The organism is Paenibacillus ferrarius, from assembly GCF_002027705.1.
Lineage (GTDB): Bacteria > Bacillota > Bacilli > Paenibacillales > NBRC-103111 > Paenibacillus_E > Paenibacillus_E ferrarius.
On sequence record NZ_MBTG01000024.1, the window covers coordinates 32686 to 57443 of the forward strand.

General features: G+C 46.8%; 13 protein-coding genes. 2 read left to right on the forward strand and 11 right to left on the reverse strand.

The window, feature by feature from the left end; all coding sequences use genetic code 11:
- Positions 1-20 precede the first annotated feature (20 nt).
- The 3 genes from BC351_RS24610 to BC351_RS24620 form a co-directional block, all read right to left on the reverse strand.
- Positions 21-3002, reverse strand: coding sequence for a DEAD/DEAH box helicase (locus BC351_RS24610; RefSeq protein WP_079415986.1), 2982 nt, complete (start codon positions 3000-3002; stop codon positions 21-23).
- The gene (locus BC351_RS24615) at positions 2999-4573 is read right to left on the reverse strand and encodes an SWIM zinc finger family protein (protein ID WP_158082215.1); all 1575 of its coding nucleotides are present in this window, start codon (positions 4571-4573) and stop codon (positions 2999-3001) included. The genes BC351_RS24610 and BC351_RS24615 overlap by 4 nt, the downstream gene beginning before the upstream one ends.
- 133 nt (positions 4574-4706) lie before the next feature.
- Positions 4707-4958 (reverse strand): hypothetical protein, encoded by a 252-nt coding sequence (locus BC351_RS24620; protein WP_144028516.1) that lies wholly within the window; start codon positions 4956-4958, stop codon positions 4707-4709.
- A gap of 280 nt (positions 4959-5238) precedes the next feature.
- Here BC351_RS24620 and BC351_RS24625 point away from each other — a divergent pair, with 280 nt between their 5' ends.
- Entirely contained in the window at positions 5239-9489 is a 4251-nt protein-coding gene (locus BC351_RS24625; RefSeq protein ID WP_079415990.1) for a GGDEF domain-containing protein, read from the forward strand.
- A 138-nt stretch (positions 9490-9627) separates the two neighbouring features.
- Here the strand turns inward: BC351_RS24625 and cysC are convergent, their stop codons facing one another.
- The 5 genes from cysC to BC351_RS24650 form a co-directional block, all read right to left on the reverse strand.
- Complete coding sequence (cysC, locus tag BC351_RS24630; protein ID WP_079415992.1) at positions 9628-10224, reverse strand: adenylyl-sulfate kinase; 597 nt, start codon at positions 10222-10224, stop codon at positions 9628-9630.
- A 115-nt stretch (positions 10225-10339) separates the two neighbouring features.
- On the reverse strand, positions 10340-16069 hold the full coding sequence (locus BC351_RS24635) for a GLUG motif-containing protein (protein WP_158082216.1): 5730 nt from the start codon (positions 16067-16069) through the stop codon (positions 10340-10342).
- 135 nt (positions 16070-16204) lie between these two features.
- Positions 16205-17353 (reverse strand): response regulator, encoded by a 1149-nt coding sequence (locus BC351_RS24640; RefSeq protein WP_158082217.1) that lies wholly within the window; start codon positions 17351-17353, stop codon positions 16205-16207.
- The gene (locus BC351_RS24645; RefSeq protein ID WP_158082218.1) at positions 17331-19154 is read right to left on the reverse strand and encodes a sensor histidine kinase; all 1824 of its coding nucleotides are present in this window, start codon (positions 19152-19154) and stop codon (positions 17331-17333) included. Before BC351_RS24645 ends, BC351_RS24640 begins: the two co-directional genes overlap by 23 nt.
- A gap of 380 nt (positions 19155-19534) precedes the next feature.
- Positions 19535-20182, reverse strand: coding sequence for a phospholipase D-like domain-containing protein (locus BC351_RS24650; protein WP_079416000.1), 648 nt, complete (start codon positions 20180-20182; stop codon positions 19535-19537).
- Between the two features lie 226 nt (positions 20183-20408).
- Here BC351_RS24650 and BC351_RS42970 point away from each other — a divergent pair, with 226 nt between their 5' ends.
- A complete protein-coding gene (locus BC351_RS42970; protein WP_208629845.1) occupies positions 20409-20498 on the forward strand; it encodes a YjcZ family sporulation protein in 90 nt (29 codons plus the stop codon).
- Between the two features lie 182 nt (positions 20499-20680).
- Here the strand turns inward: BC351_RS42970 and BC351_RS24655 are convergent, their stop codons facing one another.
- From BC351_RS24655 to groL, 3 genes are all read right to left on the reverse strand, one after another.
- Positions 20681-21433, reverse strand: a complete 753-nt coding sequence (locus tag BC351_RS24655) for a hypothetical protein (protein ID WP_079416002.1) — start codon at positions 21431-21433, stop codon at positions 20681-20683.
- Positions 21420-22730: an AAA family ATPase gene (locus BC351_RS24660; RefSeq protein WP_079416004.1), complete on the reverse strand. Its 1311-nt coding sequence runs from the start codon at positions 22728-22730 to the stop codon at positions 21420-21422. The genes BC351_RS24655 and BC351_RS24660 overlap by 14 nt, the downstream gene beginning before the upstream one ends.
- A gap of 305 nt (positions 22731-23035) precedes the next feature.
- Positions 23036-24664, reverse strand: a complete 1629-nt coding sequence (gene groL / locus BC351_RS24665) for a chaperonin GroEL (RefSeq protein ID WP_079416006.1) — start codon at positions 24662-24664, stop codon at positions 23036-23038.
- Positions 24665-24758: the final 94 nt, after the last annotated feature.

Genomic DNA, 24758 nt, shown 5'->3' on the forward strand with positions numbered 1-24758 from the left:
TGGCGCTTTTTTTTACATTGTCACTTCTCCATCCACTCGCGCCGCAAGGCAAACAACTCGCGCAGCTCGCCCGTGGACATCTCCGTGACCCAGTTCTCGCCGGTGCCGACGAATTGGTCGCTGAGGCCTTTTTTGCGCGTGATCATCTCATCGATGCGCTCTTCGAGCGTGCCCAAGGTGACGAACTTGTGCACCTGCACGTCGCGGGTCTGGCCGATGCGGAAGGCGCGGTCAGTGGCCTGGTTCTCCACGGCGGGGTTCCACCAACGATCGTAGTGGAACACATGGTTCGCCGCGGTGAGGTTGAGCCCGGTTCCTCCAGCTTTCAGCGAGAGGATGAAGATATGGCAGCGCTCCTCTGCCGGGAGCGACTCGTCCTGGAAGCGCGCGATCATGTCATCGCGCTTCGCCTTGCTCAGCCCCCCGTGCAAGAACTGCACGGGCTCGCCCCGCTCCTGCGCGATCCGCGCCTGCAGGAGGTGGCCCATCTCGACGAACTGGGTGAAGATGAGGCAGCTGCCTCCTTCGCTCCTGAGTTCGTCGATCATTTCCAGCAGGCGCTCCAGCTTCGCTGAGCGCGCCGCCTTATCCGTGCCGGTTGCTGCTATACCGGCACCCGCCCCACCATCCTTCAAGAACAACGAAGGATGATCGCAGACCTGCTTCAGCTTCATCAGTGAAGCGAGGATCAATCCCTTCTTCTCTATGCCGCTCACAGCTTCGATTTTCTCCATCAAGCTTTGGACGACGTTCTCGTACAAAGCCCCCTGTTCGGGAGTCAGAGCCACGTAGGCTTTGGACTCATACTTATCCGGCAAATCCAATTGGATGGCCGGATCTTTCTTGACCCGTCTGAGCAGGAACGGTCGAACCAGCCGCTGCACGCGAGCAGCGAGCAAAGGCGAGTCTTCTTCGCTATTCTCAATGGGGCCTGCGTATTGATGATTAAAGTGCTTCAGGGTGCCCAAGTAACCTGGATTAATAAAATCAAAAATCGACCAAAGCTCCGTCAACCGATTCTCAATCGGCGTCCCGGTCAGAGCAATGCGCTGGACAGCATCCAAGCCGCGTATCGCTTGGGATTGTTTGGTGTAGACGTTTTTGATGTTCTGCGCTTCATCCAAGCAGAGTGCATCCCACTTGACACCTGATAGTTCTTTTTCATCCAGCTGGGCAATGTTGTAAGAGGTGATCACAAGGTCCGCTCCCTGAATGGAAGCCTCGAATTCTTCGCCTCTAGCCCGCTGTGCACCGTAGTGGAGATGGATGTTCAGCGCGGGCGCGAAGCGCGCGAGTTCTTTTTGCCAATTGCCCAGCACAGAGGTCGGACAGATCAACAGAGACGGCGTTGAACCTGATTCCATCGCCAATAAATAAGCGATAAACTGAATCGTTTTCCCTAAGCCCATATCGTCCGCCAGACAGCCCCCTAGGCCGATTTTGCGCAGAAATAGGAGCCAAGACACTCCCTCCTGCTGATAATGCCTTAAATCAGCCTCCAAGCCCTCAATCCGCTCCACGAGCGGGATGGACTTGGTCTGATTCAACTGTCTCAGCAAGGTCTTCAAGCTGCTGTTCAGCTCTACGCGAATCTTCATCTTCGCTTTGTCTTCTTCTTTGGCCGACAGCGCCGAATCTGCATCCGCTTCCTCGCCGCTGTCGAGCAGATGCATCTCCAGAACTTCGCGGAACGAGAGGCCCTTCTTTTTCTCCATTTGGCGCATCGTTGCCTTAATCTGTTCCAGATACGCAGGATCCAGCTGCACCCATTTGCCGCGAATATAGATCAGCCGCTTTTTCTGCTCTGCCAATTGCGCGAATTCTTCTTCCGACAAAACCACGCCGCCCAGTGCCACGCGCCAATCGAACTGAATAATTTGCTCCATCCCAAACATCGCTTTTCGCTTAGAGCCGACTGAGCTTTTCAGCTTGGCCTTAAGCTGTGGACGCAGACGCTGCAGTTCCTCCCACCACGAAGGAAGAAAAACTGAAATGCCTGCTGCCACCAGCTGCAGACTCCAATCCGTCAGAAATTCCCAGGCTTGCTCATCAGATAGCTGCTCATAAATTTTCCCCAATTGAAACTCGCTCTCGAGCTGGGGAAGAATACGCAGCAGGCGATCCGTTTGCTCTTGGATGCTCATATCCATCGTTTCCTGCCAAGCGGCAGGCACTATGCCTGACAAGCTATTGCCCGTCGTACTGAACTCCACGAACCGGTTCGCATCCTTGCGGTCCTGCGCAATGAATCTGAGCCGCCAATCAGCAGCGTTATCTTTGGCTGTTGTCGTGCCGTCGACATATGTCTCCGCATACGGCTCTACCAGCTGTACACAAATACGATAAGGGGTATTGTCTTGTGTCCAACCAATGGCTAACAGCCAATCTTCCTCTTGCATCCAGCTTGCATGAGCACTGGCCGTGTCAACCTGTGAGCCGCTCTCCCGCAGTAAGATGCTCTCCGCCTCTAATCGACGCCACTTTGTACTTATCTCAGAATCAGGATCCTGCAGCAGCATCTCCCGAGCAATGTCATTGAACCATTTCCGCCAAAAAGCTTCATCCAACCTCTTCCCGCTAGCAAGCTGCTGAAGTTCAGCCATTTGAGCAACCGGGAGATTTAGTTTCCATCCTGTCCTGCCTTCGCGCCACTCTTCAAAAGAAGGCATGTACCAGCTTTCTTCCAATGCTTCTTTAAATAACAATGCCGCTTTCTGCATCTTAAGCACATCGTCATCCCATGACAATTTGGCATGCAATAAAACTCCCGGTTCAGCCAAATAGTCCATGGCCATATAAGGACTAAGCTCAATGCCCTCTCCTCGCGAGGAATGTACCTGCTTAAGTTGATTCCCATAAAAGGACCGCTGATGCCAAGCAAAAAGCAGCTTTCTTAGTCTATATGCAGGAACTTCGTTCGCTTCTTCCGTTTCGCCGTAGCAGACAAAGCTCCCTGTCGGGAGCTTTTGCATGCTGATATGAATCTGTGACAAGCTGATCATGGGATAAGCTTTCCTTTCTTTAATTCCTCTTGAAACGCGCGGTAGCGTGAATACTCTTGACTTAAATACGCTACGTAGGCCTCGAATCGAGACGTTTGTTTCAGTTTTTTATAAGCAGACGCAAGCTTCTTAAGCAGTTTGACGGCTTCTCTGTAAGCATCCCGATTTTTCGCTTGAATGCATTCTTCCGCCGCATAATGATAGATGGGCAGCACCCAGCGCGGATCCGCTTTTTCGACGAGCTTCAATTCTCCTGCCGAAATCTCCAGCGGTGTTAAGTTCAGCAGCAGGCAGAGATCTGCCCACGTTTGGTACTCCTTCTTCTGAAACAAGAAGCTCGAATACTCGCGATAGCTCGCCGGCAGCAATGTCACCATCGCTTGTCTATGTTCTTTTTCCACATCTAGATAACGTGAAGCTTCCTGCCAGAAGTACAAATAATCACTTGCATAATAAGCCGCATCCTTCTGTACTTCAGGCCCTAACCAGCGCAGCCATTTGAGCAGGCGTTCTCCTTGTTCTTCTTGTACAAACACCTTTAAATAGCCAAACCAATCGCTCGGCTCAACAGACGAACATTCCTGCGTCACCCGCTCCCAAGCGTTCTCATCTTCTTCATTCATCATATCGAAATGAGCTAAAGCAATGACCGCAGCTTCGTACACATCACTATCCCGATCTGCACTTGCAACAATGGATCTCAGTCTGGCAAGCTCGTCCGCCACCAAACTTTGTTCATACAGCAATTCAGACCATAGAACTTTATAGGTGTCAAACCATTGGTTTTGCGAATTGAAAGTTTCTTTTTCCATATAGGCAGCCAGGTAAGCGCTGATTTCTTTCAGATGCGAGAGGTGCTTGTTATGCGCCTTTTCAACATTTATCTCCCATAATGAGGTATGCAGCCGTTCTCGGCTGTGCTTCGCTATTTTCGCCAAAAAGTACTCGGCATTATAAAAGAAATCATACACACCGGACTTGGACTGCATCAAAGCGTCGCACAATTGCATGAGATAAAGCACAACCTGTATATCATAGATGCTTCTTATAACAGGCTCCCAGTCATCCGCCAGCTTGTTCAACTGGCCCCAAGCCCGCATGTACAACTCTTCGATACTGAACGCATTGTACACTTTGGAATTGGCATACTGCTTAGCGAAATAAACAACCCACGCTTCACAGCTGTCTGTTTCTTTCGGCTTATGGACTGCCGGCTTTGGCGCTGTATGAACCTGTTGAGACGTTGGCATCTTTGTGGAATTTGGATATAACAATGCATGGGGATCATAGCCCTCTTGCTCCGCCACTTGAAATAAAACAGCTGCCATATGCTTGCATGTATCAAAATAAGGACAGCTGCAGGTGCTCCGACTGAACGCTTCTAAATCCAGTTGAACCCTATAATGGCTTGATCCCGAGACACGCGCTTTAACAACGGAAGTCCCTTCTGTTTGGATAGCTCCAACAACGCCATCCTGATAATACTTCCAACCACGTTTGAGAATGGTACTGTCAAAATCAGACCGAATCCTCGTCGTCCAATAATCCCAGTCTATCGTTAGCTCTGACATGATGGTGTTCCTCCGCATTTCGACAATTTCATCTTTTAATTATAGCGAATGTATGCGTTCCTGGACACCTTCCAGAAAGAAAAGAACCCCCAAGCAGAATCATACTGATTCCGATCAGGGGTTGCACAGCAGCTTATTTGCGCAGCATGCCTTGGTGTGGGTGCGGGTGAGTTCCGCAATACTCGTCGACCTCAGAACACGTATACACATGCTCATAGACAGGAACACAGTGGTGTCTGTTCACGACTTGAATCGGGTGAATAACTTGAACTCTTTGCGGGTGGTAGAAGTCTCTGACCACTCTTTCTGGATCTGTCATTATAGGGTCAGCCGGTGGACACTGAAATTGTTTGCCTTGCATTGGTTGATTAGGTTGGAAAGCCATTGTTGCTTCAACTCCTCTGTTGGTTTGAGATAGTATACGTCTATCCCTAGTCAAAGGAATGTACCAATGCCTATATTTGCAATATTTAGGCGGTTTCCCGCAGGGCAAGCAGGCAATCTGTCCAAGCAAAACGCAAGCAGCCAGGCACTCTGCTTCACCTTCGCCAAATTAATCTCCACATCAGGCTTTTCCTCTCCCATTTGTCCTACATTTTTGTTACAATTGAGAAATCCTTTTTCGTGATAAATTTCTTCATACCTTTAGAAGCAGGAGGGGTAAGATGAAGCCTACAAGCCAGGAAACTATAACGAATAATCGCCATCTCACCTACTCTCACGCCCTTGAACATTCCGATATGCACATTCATCATAAGCTATGGCATTATTTCCACTATAAACAGATCGACAACCGATTGCATGCTTGGGCCTCAGCCGCCAAGGGAGCTTTCTTCCGCCAGCCCACCCATTGGCAACTTGTAGACGGTGATCTTCGTATTCAGCTCCCTCTCTTGCCTGAGGGCTATTTACCTTTCTCTCAAATCTTGCATGCACAACGAAGTGATCAAATAAGTGATGCTGCCAAAGTGCAATTGCTTGTATCCATTTGCAAAGCGCTTTCCATCCTGCATGAAGACCGTTTTTATATGGGATTTTTGCTGCCGGACATGCTGTTTTTCCACCCAATGACGTTAGACATCCAGATAGATGTTCAGCCCTTTCCCTCTGCGAATGAGTTTATCAATCATTTGCTGACCGATTATCCGTTCACTTCATTCCCGCGTTATGCGAGGCGGTTTCTTCTATCGCGCGCGGCGGACTTTGAAGCGGTTCATCTACTCATGCAATCTCTGTTCAGCCCAATTCCAGCCTCTCTTGGGCCGCTAAGCGAGCGGCTTCGCACTGAGCCGGAGTCCTTCTTATATGCCGATGAGATTGCGGATTTCCTGTTGGCCAGCTTAGGCATGCCTGCCGAGCATAAACCGGTTACTTATACGGGACACCATTTGCTGCATCCTGCGACTGCGCCAGTGACGGAGGAACAACAAGCTCATTTCCGTTATTTCCTGCAATCAGGCGGGGAACGATTATTAGGACTTATCTGTGAAAATGAAGCCATTCGCTTCGACGTTTACACGGAGCATATTAACGAAGTGCTCGAGAACGGCTACTTTTTCAAAATTGCTTCCCAATCATTGCCTTACGCCACTTTGCGTGAAGTGGTGACTCGAACCTTGCATCTAGCCTACGGGGTTCTGCCGGAATCGGTTACGATGCTGCGCAACTTGTCGCGGAAATTCGATCAACTGCTGAAAAAGCATTACGAAGGCGATGATCTCCTTTATTTGCTTACGGAATGGTTGGTGCAATTTTTCGCTTCAGTCATCCCCCTGTTTCCTGTTCAAAATTTCTTTTATATTTTTGAGAACTGCGAGCATTTCGATGAGGATTCCCAGCTGATCTTGCACAATTTCTGGAGAGAACAAGGGCGCAGCATGACAGGGTTGCATTTCATTTTTAGCGGCAGTCAGCTTCCCCAGCAGTTTGCCGAGCTTTCTTTTCAAATTATCGACATTCACGACTCTGATCCTGCAATCTATAAGCAATTGCTCGTCTCACAGCTGGGTCGTGCTGATTCAGAACTGCTTTGCGAACTTAAAGATTGGCTGCAAGCGAATCACATTCATATCAGTCACTGCCGAATCTTTCTGGAAGAGCTCATTCAATCGGAGCATATTATTCTAACGGAAAATGGCTGGCGCAAAACACCGACCTTCCATCTGGATGCCGCAAAGCTGTATCCTCCCAGCTTGTTTGCTAGGCGCATTGCCCTTTTGGACCAAGATGAGTTGGAGCTCTTGCGGCTCTTATGCTGCTTGCCGATGCCAGTCAATCTATTTGCCATGTTTACCGCGAATCATATCGATTTGGGCAGCATTCTGCCAGCCCTTACACGATTAGCCGAGCTTGGGCTTGCTCATGTCAGCCACAATGACAGTGTTTTTATTTCCAATGAGATCACACTTATGGTACTCGAGCAGCTTGGGGCAGCGGCCTTGCCAACCTACTATCAAACTGCTTTGCAGTATCAGCATCAATTCCGCCCATTTGCGCTGCCGCAGCTCATTACACTGGCCAGTTTGGCGTGTGAGTACAAGGTTGAATACTATTTGCTTTTAAAATATTACAAGCAGCTTCGTTCGCTTCTTTCCTATGGACAAAAGATCGAATTGCTCGAGCGCATTAAATATTTGCTGGAAAAGCTGGAACGGCCGTACCTGATATTCCTCGACCGTTTGCTTAACCGGATCTATCATCTTCTGAATCAGTTTACGCTTTCGGAACAATTAGCCTTAACCGTCTACGAGCATACCGGCAAACTAACGGATCGCTTCGCTTGGATGTTCATCCGCATCATTCAAAATAAAGAAGACGTTAATGAGCTGCGCGAAAAACTTTTTCCTTACATTTTTGATGCAACGCAAGCTTTGGAGAATCGCGTCCGGGCCGCTTTCTTGCTGAATACCAGCAATCTCTGCATCCCTTTGCAGGATGAAGAGATGAGTCAACTGCATGTCTTTTATACAGAGACGGTTTTTCCCAATCGAAATCAGTTGACACTGCGCCATTTTGCCGAAGTTTCGAACTATTATGCGATCAATATTCTAATTCACTTCCCTGAGTTGGAAGAATGGGCGCTATCCATCGCTGCCAAAATGGAACCTCTGCTCGATACCTCACCACATACGGATTTAATGCTGCGGCTTTACGATATTTATTCCTATCAAAGCAACAACAAGCTGATCAGCAAATATGTGTACCGCGGTATTGAGGGCGCCAAGCGCTCGGGTTACACGCTCAAGGAACAAGTCGGTCATCTGAATGCGATGGAATTTTCGCTGAATCAAGGGGATATCGCCAGCTATCTCTACCACAAGGAACGCGTCGTACAGGTCGACGAGCTGAGGCGCAAAGATTTGGCCGAAAACTTTTTGACCAATCAGCTTCTTTTTGCGCTGGAGTGGGAGCAGTGGGCGGCGTTTCAAGAGCTGGAAACCATTCTAATTGCCCAGCATATTACGGAGTCCAGTCAGGCTCTCCTATTCGTCTTTCGAGGTTATGCGGCTTTCCGCCAACATCAACCGATCGTCATTCCATCATCTTTGGAAAATGAGAACAACAGGGTTTTCTTGGAGGCACTCGAGCAAACAAGTCTCGGGAATATGGAAACAGCTTGCCAGCTTTTCGGGCAATTCATTGCCAAGAACAATTCCGGCCTTTTCACAGGTTGGGCTTATCGCGAACTGCTTACCCTTCTGCTGAAGCTTCACTCGGAGCATGTAGATTCCGCATTCGAACTTTTTGAAAGTTATCTCAAGCGGTATGCTTACGATGTTTTCTGGCCGGATTACTACCGGCTTTCTGCGGATCGGGCGATGCACGAAGGCGATATCCAACGTGCTATGCTGTATTTAAGGCGGGCTTTGAACGGGTATCAAATGATTCAAAAAGACACGTGGCAGCCCTACTTGAAGGCTTGTATGGAACTGGTCATCCAACCTTCCTTTTACCCGGCCACACCGGCTATCATGCAGAATGATTTTGTGCAGAAAATGATGGCGGATCGGGAGCAGTGGCTGCTCCTCTCGCTCGATTTGCAGATCATCATCGAGTTAAGCGAGCAAGTCACCGAAACCTTGGATCTGGTCACTACGATGCAAAGGCTGACGAAAGCGCTGTTTGACTACTTCCCTGTGATTCAGCTCGCGGTTTCCTACAATCTACTGCATTACAAACAGAAGTACTTTGTTACTGCCTCTGGATTAAGGGATCACGATGAACTGGTCGCCTATCAAACCCGAAGCGAGGGCAGCTCTACACTGGCTTTCACGCTCTTTCAACGCGGCGATCAAACGATCACCCTGCAAGTGTATGTGGACGGCATGACCAAAACCAAGCTCCAGCACATGGAGCACTTCCTTTCGTTCATTAAACCGCACATCATTAATGTTCTCCTGCATCGGGAAATGGTCATTGATAACCTGACCGGCTTTTATTTGCGGGGCTACTTTATGGAAAAACTGCGGGATGAATTCGAGCTCGCCAGTCGCTATCATCTGGACTTGTCCGTAATCATGATTGATGTGGACAACTTCCGGCAGGTGAATGAGTTCGGTCATCCCGAAGGGGACCGTGTGCTGCGGGAAATTGCCGATATCTTCCGCTTCAATTTACGGAAAAGCGATATCGCAGGACGCTACGGCGGCGAAGAGCTTATTCTTATTTTGCCAAAGACAGATGGCAAAAAAGCACTCAAGATCGCCCACCAATTGCGCGGCGAAATTGAGAAGGAATTCGCCTTCGGGCGCTCTTACACGATTACCGTCAGTGTGGGGGTCTCCTCCCTCGAGCTTTGTCAGCCGAGCTCTGTCGAGCAGCTTATAGAGCAGGCGGATATGGCCGAGATAATGGCGAAGAAGACGGGAAAAAACAAGGTCGTTGCGGCTTGGGGAACCCAAGATGCCAGCCTTTAAATGAAGCTTCCGATGTTCGGCCTGTTGGCGGAACCGGAGGCTTTTTTTCATGAAGCGCTGCCTTCATGCAGCTCCCATCTGGCAAAACAAAATAAGAGTCCCAGAGGACTCTTATTTATTACAGCTATGAAGTTCCCCCTACAACAGCCCATGGCCTATCAAGTAGGAAATAATTTGATTCACTGATTCTTCCACGGTTAATCGATCCGTCCGTATGATAAGCTCAGGTGCAAGCGGCTCCTCATAAGGGGAGCTAATCCCCGTAAAGTCAGCAAGCTCGTTGTTTCTTGCTTTCCGATATAAACCTTTGGGATCCCTGCTCTCGCAAACCTCCAGCGAGCATGAGACATAGACCTCAATAAACGATCCCTCGGCGAACAAGCGCCTTACAGCTGCCCGCTCTTCGCGGAATGGGGAAATTAACGAAGTAATTGCGACTATGCCCGCTTCTACGAGAATTTTGGCCGTTTCTCCCGTTCGACGGATATTCTCTTTGCGATCCTCGGCGCTAAATCCGAGATCTTGGTTTAAGCCGGATCGAAGATTATCCCCATCCAGTACGTAGGAGCGAATCTTTTTATCATCGAAAAGTGTTCGTTCCAGCGCCTGAGCCAGTGTAGATTTACCGGAGCCCGAAAGGCCTGTGAACCAGATGACCATGCTTTTATGGCCGTTTAGGGAGGTTCGTTGTTCAGTAGAGATAGAGGGGGATAATTTTGTTAGGTGATTATTCATCGTGAGTCGGTCTCCCTCTTTCTCTCATGCAAAAGTCGTACTTTTTCTTATTATTTTATTTATTCCATACAAAAGTCTAGAAATCCTCCCCAAAGACCATCGATTCGGCCAATGCCTACTTCTTAAGCTGCAGCGCCCTTAAAATGATAGCCGCCGCTTCTGCGCGCGTCGTGTTCGCTTTCGGCTTCACCGTGCCGTCTTCGTAGCCGTTGAGTAAAGCTTTAGCCGTTGCCGCAGCTAGTGCGGTGCGAGCCCATTCGGATATTGCAGCGCTATCCTTAAAGCTGTCTGCTTGATCCCCGCTACTAACGATCTGCGCAGCACGAATGATCATCACTGCCATTTGCTCACGCGTAATCAAGTCGTCAGGACCGAAAGTGCTTGCGCTATATCCCGTCACAACGCCAAGTGAGGCAGCAATCCCAATTGCACTCCGCGCCCAGTGAGCTTCGGTATCGACAAAAGCTTTCCCCGTTAGTGCCTGAAGATGAAAGGCTTTTACAATCACAGTTACAAACTCAGCTCTTGTAATAGAATCATTCGGCTTAAAGGTATGGTCGGAATAGCCATTTATCGCGCCCAGTTGAACCAATTCGCGAATGCTCGCCTCAGCCCAGTGCCCCTTGATATCACCAAAATCCACTGCTTCTACCGGAGGATTCGTTGTCTCCTTTTTATCTATTGCCAGAACTGCGAATTTGGTAAAATGACGAGTAGATCCTGATACCGTTCCCTTGGTTTGATCTGTCTGTTGGTCACCCAACTGTTCCCACTTCTGGCTTTTCTCGTTCAACCCATAAAGAGCGGCTTTTGATTTAGAGAAATCAACCTTCGCCTTGTCAAAAGGCAATGTAAGGGTGACAGCCTTAATGAGATCACCGGCTTTATCGGTCGTAATCTCGTAGATCTCACTCGCCAAGTGCATTGAATGGTCAGTAGGCAGGTTCGTGGTGTCACTACTTTTATTCACCGTTACCTGAGTATCGCTATCTACTGCGCCAAGCGGGGCATCGATTTGCAGCCCATTTAAGATTAACGTCCCACCGCGAGCTGCCCAAATCGTTCCGACGTTGCTAGGACCGCCAACGCTACCTCCGCCTCCACCGCCGCCTTCGCTAGTATTCGTTGGAGTAATGGGAAAATAAAAGACATACGTGGTAAAATGCTTCGTCCACACGACCAGATCCTCGCCAACCGTGATTCTGGCTTCTCCATTCGGAGCAATTTCATCATCTGCAGCTGCCTGAGTATCTGATGTGATGGAACCCGTTATCGGAATTACCGCGCCATTTTTAACGTAGCCAGCCAATTTATGCCCCTGTTTGGGGAAGAACAACCTTACTGCCTTGTCAAAGGTTAACGTAACATCCGGCGAGCCTATCTCAATAACCCCACTCACATTGCTATTGCTGATAGACACACTGCTGTTGCTCTGCACTTCTGGCAGTTTAAGAGTTCCGTCCCAAGTCCCAGGTGCCGTTACTTTCGTGCCCTCTGGTATTGCCACCAGCAGTTTGCCTTCGGAAGTTTCCGCAAAGACCTCGATAAGTGGGAGGCTGGTCTCTTTATTAGATCCTACATTGACAGGCGTGAATGCCATCTTGGCATTCGTGACGCCTATTGGAACGGCAATCGTTACGGGATCACTTGTTAGCTGAATAGATGAATTAGAACTGGCTGTAATAACGACAGCTCTTCGAATATTCACGCTATAGATCAGCTTCGTTGTGCCGTCTTGCGCTGTGACTTCTATGGCAACTAGATTGCTTCCAACATTTAATTGGATATCTTTGGTCGTTACTCTTTCCGTATTGATTGTGACACTGGCCTGCGTTTCTTCAGCAAAAGCATTTAACTTCACAACATCAACACGATTTCCCACCGATAAGGTGTAATTATAAATAGCCTTGTTGAACACCAAAACAGCATCGCTTACTTGTAAGGATTTTAACTGAGCATTACTGTATGCCGCAGTTGCCCTATTCACGTACACCAGATAAGTTTTACTTGAACCATCTTGAGCTGTTACGACCAATTCCATTCGATTACTGCCAACCTCGAGGGGCAGCGATTGGGATGCTTGACCGTTAATTAAGCTAAATGGACCTAACACTAGTACATTATCACTGTTGTACAAGCTTACTTTTATGTTGGAGTTGCTATCATACACGCTTGCCGTAACGTTAATACTCGAGATCACGTTATTCGCATTAAAATGATACGTTGTTCCCGTTACAGAATCGGCACTCAAGGTCAATCCCCCGCTGGTTAGCATCAACCCACTTAAATTGGGATTGCCCCCCGGAGCAGCAGAGCGGGTTACAGCGACTGTATAGGCTGCCATCGTTCCATCCTGCGCGGTGACGACGTACGTCACGGGCGCAGTGAAATCGTTCGCCGTCGTTCCACTCGCTTGCGTGGTCGCGCCTACCTTCACTGTAGATCCTGCGGAACTCGTGAACGTTGCTACTAACGATGTTACTGCTGTTCCATTAGGCACTGTTAAGGCTACATCCGTGCCGTTAATCGTTCCTACTACTGCCGGCTGCAAGCTCTGGAAGCTGAACGCTGTCAGGTCCTTCGCGCTGCTTGCTGCCGCAACGTTCACCGTGACGATCCAGTTCTGCGTACTGTCGTCCGCTGCTCTCACCAAGTACGTGACCGGATTTGTAAAATTGTTAACCGTCGAGTTACTTATCTGCCCCCTAGAGCCCACCTTCGCAGAGGCTCCGGGAGATAAAGTGAACACCGCCTTCAAGCTGGTCACATTCGTACCGTACGCCACTTGAATCGCTATAGTATGCGCGTTAGCATCAATGACGGCTGGACCGGTTTGCTGAGGGAAGCTAAATGCCGTAATAACTTTCGCACTGCTAAATGCAGCGTTTACGGTAACGGTCCAGTTCTGCGTAATACCGTTCTCCGCTTTGATCACATAAACAACCGGGTTCGTGAAGTTGTTTGCGGTCACTCCGCTCACTTGATCCGTGGTGCCCACCTTCGCCGTGGCTCCTGGCGATAAAGTGAACGCGGCCTTCAAGCTGGTCAGACTGGTGCCATTCGCCACCTGAATCGCTACGGTGTGCGAGGCCAGGTCAATAACGGCTGGGCCCGTCTGCTGAGTAAAACTGAAAGCGGTAATCTCTTTTTCAGTGCCTATTGCCATCTTGACGCTAACTTTCCAGCTTTGCGCAGTGCCATTCTCCGCTTTGACCATATAGGTGACCGGGTTCGTAAAGTCGTTTGCGGTCGTGCCGCTTACCTGATCTACGGTACCGACCTTCGCCGTCGCTTCTGCAGATAACGCAAACGTTGCCACCAAGTTATTTACGCTTGTACCGCCTATCACTTCAATCTCTACCGTATGCACAGTTGCATCAATGACGGCAGAGCCCGTTTGCTCAGCCAAGCCAAATGCCAAGATATCTTTCGCATCGTTCGCTTTAACGTTCACAGTGTATGTTGTCTTCGTTATTCCATCTGTCGCCGTTACGATAACCTTCTTGCCTGTCGCCAATCGGGTAGCTGCGGTTATTCCGTCCTCATCATAAATTTCAAACACTGCACCCGTTGCTGGCGTAATTGCTGCCTTAAATACGGCTAAAGTTGTACCATAGGGAATGTCAGTTATGCTTTCGCTAGCTGTTCCTCCTGTGCTTACGTTTCCGATCGTGGAAGTCAGCGTTGCATTAGAATTAGGTACAATCCATTTCGCATACAAGGTCGTATTAGCCGCTAATGCTAAAGAATCACCCGATTTATAGGTAATGCCGCTGCCATCTGCTTGCGTAGTCCATCCACTAAAAACATAGCCTGATTTGATTAAATTAATCATACCCGAATAAATACTAGCTTTTACACCTGGCATGAAAGAACGACTCGTCGGAACAGTTCCACTGGTGTTGCCATTCCCGTCATAATCTAAGTAAACCTGAATAGCTGGCAAATAAGGATACCCGTTATTATGCAAGGCATCTATCGTCCATACATTCGCAAAATCCCAAATATGAGCACTATCTGCTTCATAAATACTTTTCGTCTGCATCTGCACAGTAGATTGGCCTAAACCTCCGGCAGAGACCGATTGTCCTGATGTCATTGTGTCGTAGAAGCTGTTGACAGCCACTCCCCCGCCACCCAGATGACTATCCAGTCTTTCCCCAACCAAACCGCCTACATCGATACTTCCACTCACTTTCCCAGTGGCGTAGCTGTTGGTAATCATTCCGCCGCCGTTTTGCCCGGTCAAACCGCCTACCTTCTCATTGCCCGCCACTTGCCCTGAGGCGTAACTATCGTTAATAAATCCATATTGGTTCCAACCTACCAACCCGCCTACGTATTCACTGTCCACACTTCCGCTTACTTTCCCTGAGGCGTAGCTGCTCTTGACCTCCCCGCTTTCGTAGTTATCGTTACTCCCAACTAGACCGCCTACGTTATATCTTCCATTCACTTCCCCTGTGGCAAAACTATGGCTGATTGTTCCTCCATTGTTGTCGCCAACTAAACCGCCCACTTGCGTACTTAAATCACTTCCACTCAGATTCACATTCCCTGTGGCATAGCTGTAGCTGATAGTTCCACTCGTGCTGCTGCCAATCAAACCGCCCACTTGAAAACTTGAATTACCGCCGTTCACATGGCCTGTGGCGTAGCTATTCAGAATGTTTCCACCTTGGGAATTATCGTTTTTGCCAATCAAACCGCCTATACTATAACTTTCATCCGTTCCACTCACATTACCTGTAGCGTGGCTGCCGCTGATTTCTCCATTGTTGTTAGAAGCAACCAAGCCACCTGCATAGGGACTGCCATAGGCAACAGCAGGATTTGGCAGCAAGCTCACATTACCTGCAGCGTAGCTGTTGGTGATTTTCCCATAAGACGCGTTCCCAACTAGTCCGCCCGCGACAAAGCTTCCGCTTACATCCCCTAAGGCATTGCTGTCACTGATCGTGCCGCTTCTGTTCGAACCAACCAAGCCGCCTATATTTTCACCTCCGCTTACCTTCCCAGTGGAGTAGCTATTGCTGATCGTGCCATTTTCGTTGTATCCAACTAAGCCGCCAGCATTCCTATCCGTACTTGCAACCAAGCTTACATTGCCTGAGGCGTAGCTGCTGCTGATCGTTCCGTCTGACTTATAACCAACTAAGCCGCCTATATATTTATTTCCGCTCACAATCCCTGCAGCATGGCTGCCGCTGATTGTTCCACTGTAGGAATCACCAACTAAACCGCCTATATTTTCACTTCCGCTGACATCCACGGAGGCGTAACTGTCCTTGATCTCTCCATTGCTGTTGCTGCCAGTCAAACCGCCAACACTATAATCTCCACTTACACTTCCTGAAGCGAAACTGTTCTCTATTGTTCCTCCATCGTTCAAACCAACCAAAGCGCTTACTGCATACCCGCCATGGATAGATACATTTTCCAGCTTCACATTCGCAATAGAACTTCCATTCCCAATACTGCCTAATAACCCTGCAAAATCGCCACTAGGTATCGTTAACCCCGTTATTTGATATCCGTTACCATCGAAGTGGCCTTTAAATGGCGTATCCTGCGTACCTATTGGAACCCAGCCCGATGCGGCATAACTGCTCAAATCAATTGGGCCTGTCAGTTTAAAATAAAGATTTCCATCCAAGTAACTGCCCCTGACCTTATTCAGTTGATTAGCCGTTCCAATGAGGTATGGTCTGCTAGCGGACCCCTCTCCTGAGAAATCCATTGCCGCAGATACTGGATTGCTTCCAACCCCGCCACCAGAGATCGCGCCAAACACGATCATCATCACCATTATCAGGCTCATAACTTTATTTACCAATCTACGCATTCCTGTTCCCCTCTCCATCTTTCATACTGTAAGTCTACTTCAACCCAATAAAAGGATAATGAAAAAAATACCCATAAACAGAAAAAAACCGCATAGCATCAAGGCTTCGCAGTTTTTGTCGACGGGCATAAATATTTATTTTTTATTGGAAAAGCGACTTACCATCAAGTCATATAACTGGATCAGTTCCTCGGAGGGACGAATGCCCAGCTCACGGCTAAGCAGACGAACATAATCGGTATACAGCGCCGTCAGCCCTTTTTTGTCCCCAGTCAACTCGCGTATCATCATGAGATAACGTATGACGGATTCGTCCAGCGGATTGCGTTCATTCAGCTTGAGCAGCAGTTTGGATGCAGCGGTCGTATCGCTGAGCGAAATAAGTACTGCGGCAAGCCGCTTAACGAATGAGGCATATAATTCTGTATAGCGTTCCGTTTCGTGAATAGCCCATACATACGCCTTATCCCCGAACAGATCGCCTGTATATAAGCGTTCGACTTGCAACGCTTTATCCACATCACCGAGATCAATCGTTTGCAGTTTCTCGGCTTGCCTCTCGAATTCCACGAAATCGATAGCGGCATCCTTTAACTCCAGCGCATAGCCGTCGTTCTCCGAGCGCACAACCTCCCGCATACCAAGCGGTTCCAAAGACTTACGCAATTGATAAACGGTCGTATTCAAGTAGTTCTCTGCATTAGATTGGTGCATCCCTCCAAAAATATCCGTAACCAATCTGGAGCGAGGTATTCGCTTGCCCCGATAGAGCAGCAAGTAAGCAAACAGCTCCGCACATTTCCGTGATATCCACTTGACGCGGCCTGCTTCGCTGCTCACGACAACGTCACCCAGCATGGTTAGAACGATCCTTCCCGTTTCAGCGGAATCTGTATCCGGCAGTGAGGGCGTATACTTGACCCGCTGGTTTGCCAGCGCACGATTAACCGTCCGCTGCAGTCGTTCTTGGGAAACAGGTTTGACCAAGTAATCCAGTACAGATAGTTCATAAGCTTTCAAGGCAAATTCCTTGTGTGACGTGACGAAAACGATTTGTACCGGAGAATGCAAAGCTTCCATCTTGGCGGCGAACTCCATTCCACTTCCGCCCGGCATGGAGATGTCAACGAAAGCAAGCCCGATATCCGCGTTCTCGCTGAGAAAGGAGGCTGCCGACTTTGTGTCCGTGAAGGCGCCCGCCACGTCAATCTCAGGCAGCTTGAGCAGCATTTTGCGCAAAATCAAATGCATCGTCAGCTCATCATCCACCAAAATCACTTTCATAGTCTTCCTCCATTCCCCCGTTGTCGAACGCGTCCAGCCTGACTGCCGAACCAGACAAGCTGAATGAGAAGGTCGTCCCAACTCCTGGCTTACTCTCGAACCAAAGGCTGCCTCCATGGATGCGTACGAATTCACGGGTCAGCGCCAGTCCAAATCTGGTATCTCCGGAATCGTCTCCATTCACCATCACCTTCAAGAAAGGCTCCTCCAAACGCAGTAATTCCGAGGTCTGATCATCCATTCCCGCCCCATTGTCGCGTACCGAAACAACGATCCGATCCCCTTCCAGCTTAGCGCCGATCTCAATCATCCCGCCGAGTCCCGTAAACTTGATCGCATTCGAAAGCAAATTTCGCAGAATAAGATCCAGCATCTCTTTATCGGCTCTTACCGTAAGCTTCTCGTCAATTTGCTCCGTCAACTGAATTTGCTTCATGCCGGCCCTTGAGCCCGCAAGCAACAAAGCCTGCCGGACAACCTGCTGTAAATTCCAGCCTAACGGATGAAACACGACCTTGCCCTTCTGGCTGCGGTACCAATCCAACAAATTTTCGACAAGATGGAACGTGCTTTGCACTTGCCCTTTGAGTTCCCTTACCAACTCTGCATGCTCAAAATCAGCCGCCGTGAGTTCATCGCCCAGCAGCTCCGTCAAGCTGACAAGGAGGGCAAACGGATCGCGAATATCGTGCGCCACGACAGTAAACAACTTATCCTTAAAAGCGTTCAACTCGAATAATTGCCGAGCGTTCTCGCGCAGTCCTGCCTCGCTCTCCTTCAATTCCGTAATATCATTGAACATTAAGATTTTGCCAATCGTAACCCTGCCGGAATCATAGATAAACGACAAACTGCAACTGTAATGTCTTTTACGATTTCCATGAAAGCGGTGGAACGGAAACCGCTCGTCCTCGTCACTTGCGGCACGAATGCGTTCAAGCAGTTCCGGACTTGCTGACAGAACCTTCTCCATATCAACAGGATACCGCTTCGTCAAGCCGAGCTCCGGAAGCACCTTCTCGGCTGCACTGTTATAACTGACGATTTGGCCCTCATAATCAAATAGTACGACCCCGTCACGGATCGTTTCAAATACTTTTGCCATTGCAAGCGGCGTCAAACGAAGCAAATTAAACCGCAAAATCCCCCATACATAGGCAATGCCCGATACAGCGAATCCGAAGGGAGTTAAATCCACATTGCTTCCAGTCCAAAAGAACAGGTTGAAAAACATCGGCGCGACCGCGCCCAAGAGGAGAACCACGATTTGCTTCCGCACGGCCGGCAAAGCCCGCCAATACATGGGAATAAACAGCAGCATCCCGAACAATAAGATGGAATAATTATAAACCGTGTGCACCTTATACCAGGGTCCCTTAACCGTTGTGTATAGAGGAATCGTCGCACTCTCATTTAGAACATACTGCTCATAAACCAAGTGATGCCAATCGTTAGTCATATGGAGGAAAAAAACGGCCGCTGGGATAACGAACAGCAACACCGCAAGGCGCTTACGGTAGCGAGACGCCGTTCCCGTAAATTGAATGACCTGAAAAAACCAGAGCGTTGTGACGAATGGAATGCCCAAATATTCGATTTGAAGCGACAGCTTCACTTCATCCAGGCTTCTGCTCAGCACCTCAAAGGCATAGCCAAGCGAATAGCAAGCCGCTGACAGCATGATCAAAATCATCGTTTTGGCAACAGGCAGATGACGTTTGCGGTAAGACAAAAATGAAACGAACAGCATCAACGCCGTTGCAAAAAAAAGCGATCCCGACATCCATTGTCTTATGTCCACAGCTGCGTCTCCTTTGTATCCAATGACCATCGAACCGCTCTATGAGCCATTTCGACATAAAACTATCTAAATCTATCAAAAACAGGATATCATCTTTCTCTATCCTATGTCCACGAGTCAAATAAGCGCCACCGGAGATTACCCAGTGACGCCGCTGCTTCCATCCTTCTTGGTCATAAATCCTTATTCGTCCGCTTTCTTCTCTCGACGAATCAAAAGAAACAACGATCCAAGGCCTACAACAGCGAAAGCTGCAAAAATACAACCAAATATGAGCATGAAATAGTCCATATCCATGAATACATTACCTCTAATTCATCTTGATCTTTGTTTCCAGAAGTATATTAGCATTAACTTTGAAACATCGCAATTCATCTATTTCACTTCGCTTTTTGAACAATTTTCTTTTCAAACTTCTCAAAGCTTTTCGTATCATTCCACATTTTTTCGAATTGATCAGAGAAAGATTTTGCAGTCTCTTCGTTACGGATGACCATCAATACCTCGTCATTCGTTGTGGATGATGCTTTGGAATAGTTATAGGACCCTGTTGTAACAACCTGTTTATCTGCGATGGTCACTTTGAGGTGCATGAGTCCGCTGTGTTTGTTAACCATCATCGGTATACCCGCACTGCCCAGAAGCTTCATCGCTTCTTCTTGTGTTTTTCCCGAAGACTGGATTTTATCGCTAATAATCCGGACAGCCACGCCGCGCTTCTTCGCCTCTTTGATGGCAGCTACAATATCAGGATGCACCAAGGTGTAAATTGCGATGTCGAGCGTTGTTTTCGAAGCGTTGATTACATCAATAAGAGCTTTCTCCGGATGTTGATCCGCTTTGGTGAAGTAATATTCGTCGTTTATTTGTTGCTTTGCCGCTGGGGTCTCTGTCGGTTTAGGTGTGATAGAAACACTTGATGTAGGGGTTGGGCTGGGTTTCACTGCGGTTAGAGACTTAGGTGCAAAGCTGCACCCAGTTAGTGCAATAACACTTACTAATGTAATGAGTCCAATGAAATTTCTCATATTCCATATATCTCCTTAACTGTTATAAGAATAGTATCGCACGAACGTGTATTTGTACGCAAATGTAAAGAGTCTCCCAGCAAGTCTAACGCATAATTTCCCATTCTCGGTTCAAATGATGACCAGGAATGATAATCAAAAAAGTGGTCCCGAGTCCAGTCATACATGCCATTTAACGAATACTATAACCACGTAACAGCATTTTTTTGTAAAGGAGTGCTTAAATATGGGAGCAGCCTATGGAGGCAACAATGCAGCAGCAATTCTGGTTCTATTTATCCTTTTAGTGATTATTACAGTAGCTTTTGCTTGGTAAGAATAGAGTAAAGAAAAATGCAGCAAGGGGAGATATCCCCCTTGCTGCATTCTTCAGTCAATATCACATCATACCGCCCTTGTTATTGTTCTAATCAAGAACTTTAAGTTCACCGTTCAGGTAAAATCAGTCCATTATATGCGTATAGAAATCATACCTCTGATGCACGCGTGATCTTGGTATTAATTTAGGTCGGAAGCTGGGCTTAGTAATTGATCAATGTATTCGTACATAAGTATTGCATTGGTACACCGTTGAAGCGAATGATCTGCATTAAAAATGAAGTCCCATGATTCCTTATACTTATCTGTTACTTCCTCTGCAAGCGGAGGAAAATGGCTCTTCAGGAGATTATTAATCGTTTGTGTTTCCCTAACTTTTTTTAAGAAAGTTACCATTTTCCTGATTTTTAGATTCTGTGATACATTTAGCTCATCGAAAATGACATGCTCTACTTCCTGTGATAAATAAAACAAACTGTAAGGAATTTGAACTTTCTTGTAAGTTATATGGGTGATATATTTTGCATTGTTCGTGTTGGCTTTTTTTATTTGATTTCTGTGATGTATACTCAACTTCTGGTCTATTGTATTGACATAAATCCCGTCATTTTTGTACAAGATAGTTTCCTTTTGGGCTAGATCAACAAAGACCTTATCCTCACTTACAAATGACCCATCTGTATCTGAAAAATGTAATATTCCTAAAAAATCTTTTGGTTGAAGGTCGCCTATTTTACTAATAAAGAAATCTCTTATACGATCTCTTATGCCTACACCTTGTAATTCAAGTTGTGTGAAGATGTCCCCTCGAAACGCTTTTATGACCAACAAGTCTTTGGGATACACCTTCTCCAGCTCATCGAAAAATAAAAGGCCGTCTGATTCGCCTTCGACAATCACAAACAGAACTTTTTTCAGCTTATTCGCCATCATCGATCCCCGCCTCAATGAAAGATCGAATAATCTTAAGCGGATTGGTTTCTTCGTATAAAAATTCAGATTGACCACCTACTAAAACCGTACGCAGGTACACATTTCGCATGTTATTGTTTTTTTGTAATTTTTTAAATTTAATATATCTATTTTCTTCATTCGTCGTCGTAAACCAAATATTCTGTGGTAACAATTTTTCTAATACCCGTAAATTGTGAGATGTGAAAATTAATTGCCCTTTGCTATGTTCTTGGAATATTTCAACTAATTCTCCAAGTAGGTACTCAAAAACTCCAGCATCTAATTCATCTATAATTACACATGCCGATGAATTATGGAAGGCAGCTATAAGCGACGTTGTGATCGCAAACAATTTCAACGTCCCTGCTGATTCAGCACTCAAGGGCAATATTATATTTCCTTTTTCGGATAAAAATTCAGCACGAACTCCTTCTTCACCATTGGGTAACGTCGTTGCCCCCATATTTTTAAGGTGTACATTTAAATCTGGGATGATGGAACTAATTACTACATTGTTGCGTTCTATGACATTAGATAGATATTTGTATTGTTCTTTTGATAAATTAATGGCATCTTTGACATTGTACGTACTGTTTTCAACAGGTTTAGAAGTAAAGTCATTAAATAAATAAGAAGGAAATACCCCTTCTTGCAAATTTTTAATCACTAATAAATTTTTAGCGAATTGTTCCTTTAAAGCTATATATACTAATAAGTCAATTCCACTAAATAATTTTTTCGCTTGGTTACTTACAATCTTACTAAAAAATAATGAACCCTTTACTTCTTGAGAAAGAAGCTTTATTCCACTAAGAACCACTTCAACTTCTTGTTTCGGCTTTTGACGCAATTCAATCGAGCTGGATTCATCACGGGTATAAAAGAACATCTTCCCATATGATTTGCCTTTTGTTTTCACTATCTCTGATTTTACGACCATTCTTTCTTCTTCATATTCTAGCTCCACATGGTAAATAGCTTTGTTAATTTCATCTTCTGCCTGTAGAATGAATTCAAAATCAAGCGATAAACTTTCTTGCCCATCATAGATAAGGCGTTGCTTTTTAGAAGGCAACTCCTGTCCATTTAAAAGTAATTGTAAAATATTAAAAGCTTCCACTACCGCTGTTTTTCCCGAACCATTTTGCCCATAGAGTCCAACAACTTGAACATCCAATATGTCATCGTTGTTCAAATCCAGATCTATTTTTCCATATCTCACGTTCTTCACATTTCTCAACTCAAGAGAAACAACTTTCACATCGTATTGCTTCACTGCTTACACCTTCTTCGACTTCTTTTATATTATTATACCATTTTTTTCAATCAAACATACTATTTTCGATAATTTTTATCGATTTCATTCATTTTATCATTTAATTATCATGTTAAAATCAAATAAACAATACATTTTGTATATCAATGTTAATTTTAGGGATACTCAACGGTTAACTCAATGTATAAAAAAAGGCTTCTCACAAAGTTCAAATTGAACTCTTGAGAAGCCTTTTTTTATTCTATGTGGTCAAATGACGTTTTCTACCATGAGATTCCTTGCTGCGCAAGGGATTTCAGGCTAGTTTACATCATGCCGCCCATTCCACCCATGCCGCCCATATCAGGCATGCCTGGTTTGTCTTTTTCTGGTTTGTCAGCGATAACCGCTTCAGTTGTCAAGAACATAGCTGCTACGGATGCTGCGTTTTGCAGTGCGGAACGAGTTACTTTAGCAGGGTCAACGATACCCGCTTCGAACATGTTCACCCATTGGCCAGTTGCCGCGTTGTAGCCGATGCCTACTTTTTCGTTCTTCAGGCGCTCAACGATAACGGAACCTTCTTGACCAGCGTTAGCTGCGATTGTGCGAACTGGCTCTTCGAGGGAGCGCAGGATAATGTTAACGCCTGTTTGCTCGTCGCCAACAGCTACTACTTTAGCTACTGCGTTGTATACGTTAACCAGTGCAGTACCACCACCGGATACGATACCTTCTTCAACAGCTGCACGAGTTGCATTCAGAGCATCTTCAATGCGAAGTTTGCGCTCTTTCAACTCAGTTTCAGTTGCTGCGCCAACTTTGATAACAGCTACGCCGCCAGAAAGTTTAGCCAAACGCTCTTGCAATTTTTCTTTATCGAAATCGGAAGTTGTTTCTTCCAATTGTGAGCGAATTTGCGTTACGCGTGCAGCGATATCTTTCTTGTCGCCAGCACCATCAACGATGATTGTGTTTTCTTTGGTTACACGTACTTGACGTGCGCTGCCCAATTGCTCAGGACGCGTGGATTTCAGATCCAAACCAAGCTCTTCAGTGATCACTTGACCACCAGTTAGAGCAGCGATATCGCCAAGCATAGCTTTACGACGGTCACCGAAACCTGGAGCTTTAACAGCTACGCAAGTGAATGTGCCACGAAGTCTGTTCACAACAAGCGTTGCTTGTGCTTCGCCTTCAACATCTTCAGCAATGATCAGAAGTTGTTTGCCGGATTGAACAACTTTTTCAAGAACAGGCAAGATTTCTTGGATGTTAGAGATTTTTTTATCTGTGATCAGGATGTATGGGTTGTCAAGGACAGCTTCCATTTTATCCGTATCTGTGATCATGTATGGGGAAGTGTATCCACGGTCGAATTGCATACCTTCTACAACTTCAAGCTCCGTCAAGAAGCCTTTGGATTCTTCAACAGTGATAACACCGTCTTTACCCACTTTTTCCATAGCTTCAGCGATCAACTCGCCTACTTCTTCGTCAGCAGCAGAGATTGCCGCAACTTGCGCGATGGATTGTTTGCCTTCGATTGGCTTCGCGATAGCTTGAAGCTCTTCTACAGCCGCTTTAACAGCTTTCTCGATACCTTTGCGGATAACCATTGGGTTAGCGCCAGCAGTAACGTTTTTCAGACCTTCACGGATCATAGCTTGTGCTAGAACCGTTGCAGTTGTTGTACCGTCACCGGCAACATCGTTTGTTTTGGTAGCAACTTCTTTAACAAGTTGTGCTCCCATGTTTTCGAAAGCATCTTCAAGCTCGATTTCTTTCGCGATCGTAACACCGTCATTCGTGATCAACGGGCTGCCGAATTTTTTCTCAAGAACAACGTTACGGCCTTTAGGACCCAAAGTTACTTTAACAGCGTTAGCAAGAGCGTCTACCCCACGAAGCATCGCGCGGCGTGCGTCTTCACTGAACTTAATTTCTTTTGCCATGAATAGGAAACCTCCTCTGATTTAGAACCCTTACATAGTAAGTAGTTAAAATGTAAAAACTAAGTATACGTGTTGCCGATCTATATCCTGCTAA